The organism is Pseudomonas syringae group sp. 26L6, from assembly GCF_032587815.1.
GTDB classification, from domain to species: Bacteria; Pseudomonadota; Gammaproteobacteria; order Pseudomonadales; family Pseudomonadaceae; genus Aquipseudomonas; species Aquipseudomonas amygdali.
The window spans coordinates 1-1,731 of the sequence record NZ_JAWHPJ010000007.1 but is presented as its reverse complement, the minus strand read 5'-3'; the positions used below and the strand labels follow the sequence as shown (position 1 = coordinate 1,731).

Genomic DNA, 1,731 nt, shown 5'->3' with positions numbered 1-1,731 from the left:
TCGTGCGCTGGCAAACCTTCACCTACGACTGCGAAAACCGCCTGGTCAAAACCGAAACCATGGCCGACACGCAGGTGGAAAGCACCAGCAGCTACCAATACGACAGCCTGGGCCGAAGAGTCGCCAAACAGTCCGAGATCAAAGGCCACACCGACCACAAGCGCTTCCTCTGGCAAGGCCTGCGGATGCTGCGCGAAGAAAGCCCCGGCCAGAGCAGCCTGTATATCTACGAGCCCGGTAGCTATGCGCCGCTGGCGCGCGTGGATGAAAAAGAAGGCGAGGTAGAGAACAAGGTTTACTATTTCCACACCGACCAGATCGGCACACCGCTGGAAATGACCGACGCCGAAGGGCAGATCGTCTGGCAGGCGAAGTACCGGGCCTGGGGTGCGGTTGAGAAGCTGGTGGTGAACGAGGTCGAGCAGAACCTGCGGTTCCAAGGGCAGTATTTTGATGTCGAGACGGGGCTGCATTACAACACGTTTCGGTATTATGACCCGGAGATTGGGCGGTTTATAACGCAGGATCCGATTGGGTTGTTGGGGGGTAGTAATCTTTATAGATATGCTAAAAACTCTTCTGGCTGGATTGACCCACTTGGCTTAAGCCCATTGGCACTACCCGCCCCAACCGCTTTGGATGCATGGGGGAGCGGTGCTAAGCTTGAGTCTATGCCAGTACCTAAAGGCGGCATCATAGTAGAGATGGCAATGTCGCCAGGGCAGACACGTCCCGGTGGCTGGGCCACACTGGATCATATTCCTAACGTGGATTATGTAAGGAATGAACTTGCAGTTATTCCGGAATTCAAACCAGAGATATCACATGTTCAGAGGTTTTATATCCCGGAGGGCGTCCAAATACAAGTTGGCCCTGTAGGCCCCCAAACCTCTGGAGGGAAAATTTATCGTGGTGGAGGAAGTCAAATACAAGTACTTAACTATGCAGATAGAGCAAAAATGAGGCCTATAGGGAAGCCGAGGGCCATTCATTCTATTGGTTGCGGCGGCTAAATGAATCTTATAGAAAATTATAGAACCTTTGACGACCTTGGAAGTTATGATCGAGATAACAACCCATTAGGTCTTACAGTAGAGCAATTAGCGCCAAAAGGTGCGTCGTGGTCTTACAAAGGTGTCAGTCATAAGTTTGAGAGCTCTTTAGGTTTAATTGCAACACCGCTCAAGGACGGAAGCGGAATTGCATTCGTGATCGCTCCCTACAACAAAAAAGAAAATAAGGCAATCGTAATAAATCCTGATGGTACGACTATGTGGGATGTCAGCGATATGACCAAGTCAGCTTGTCGGGATTGTATGTTTTCCGAGGTTTATTACGTCCTAGCCGAGCTATGTTTTTTTATAAGCTGTAATGAAAATGATTTTCGTTTTTCATTTGATGCAAAAACGGGTGAGGCTGGAAAGCTAATTCCGTCATATTAATGATGGGGCGCTCTATAACAACTTAAAAAATCTGCGAAAAAATATAAAATATGCGAAATCGCCTTGCCATCTAACCCCAGCCTTATATGAACTAAATAAGCTTTCTATAAGTTGAGTATGCTGACAAGCTCAAGAGCCCGCCGCGAACGTCTCGTTGCTGAAATGGAAAGGTTTGAGCGCTGGGCAAGTCTACTTAAGCTGATCGAGCCGTTCTGCCGGTTGATCGAAGGAAACAGTCCGAGATCAAAGGCCACACCGACCACAAACGCTTCCTCTGGCAAGGCCTGCG

Annotated in this window: 3 protein-coding genes; 2 read left to right on the top strand and 1 reads right to left on the bottom strand. The window is 49.1% G+C overall.

Annotated features, from left to right (window positions below):
* Both RYA97_RS02600 and RYA97_RS02595 read left to right on the top strand, forming a co-directional pair.
* On the top strand, nucleotides 1-1,013 hold a 1,013-nt coding region (locus RYA97_RS02600; RefSeq protein ID WP_316891837.1), incomplete at its 5' end, for an RHS repeat-associated core domain-containing protein.
* Complete coding sequence (locus RYA97_RS02595) at nucleotides 1,014-1,442, top strand: hypothetical protein (RefSeq protein WP_157973429.1); 429 nt, start codon at nucleotides 1,014-1,016, stop codon at nucleotides 1,440-1,442. It begins immediately after the preceding gene.
* Between the two features lie 104 nt (nucleotides 1,443-1,546).
* Here the strand turns inward: RYA97_RS02595 and RYA97_RS02590 are convergent.
* Nucleotides 1,547-1,731: hypothetical protein (locus RYA97_RS02590; RefSeq protein WP_316891835.1), on the bottom strand; the 185-nt coding region annotated here is incomplete at its 5' end.

Bases quoted from the DNA above. Each gene is read 5' to 3' on its own strand.
- RYA97_RS02595 (WP_157973429.1), top strand. From the start codon at position 1,014: ATGAATCTTATAGAAAATTATAGAACCTTTGACGACCTTGGAAGTTAT.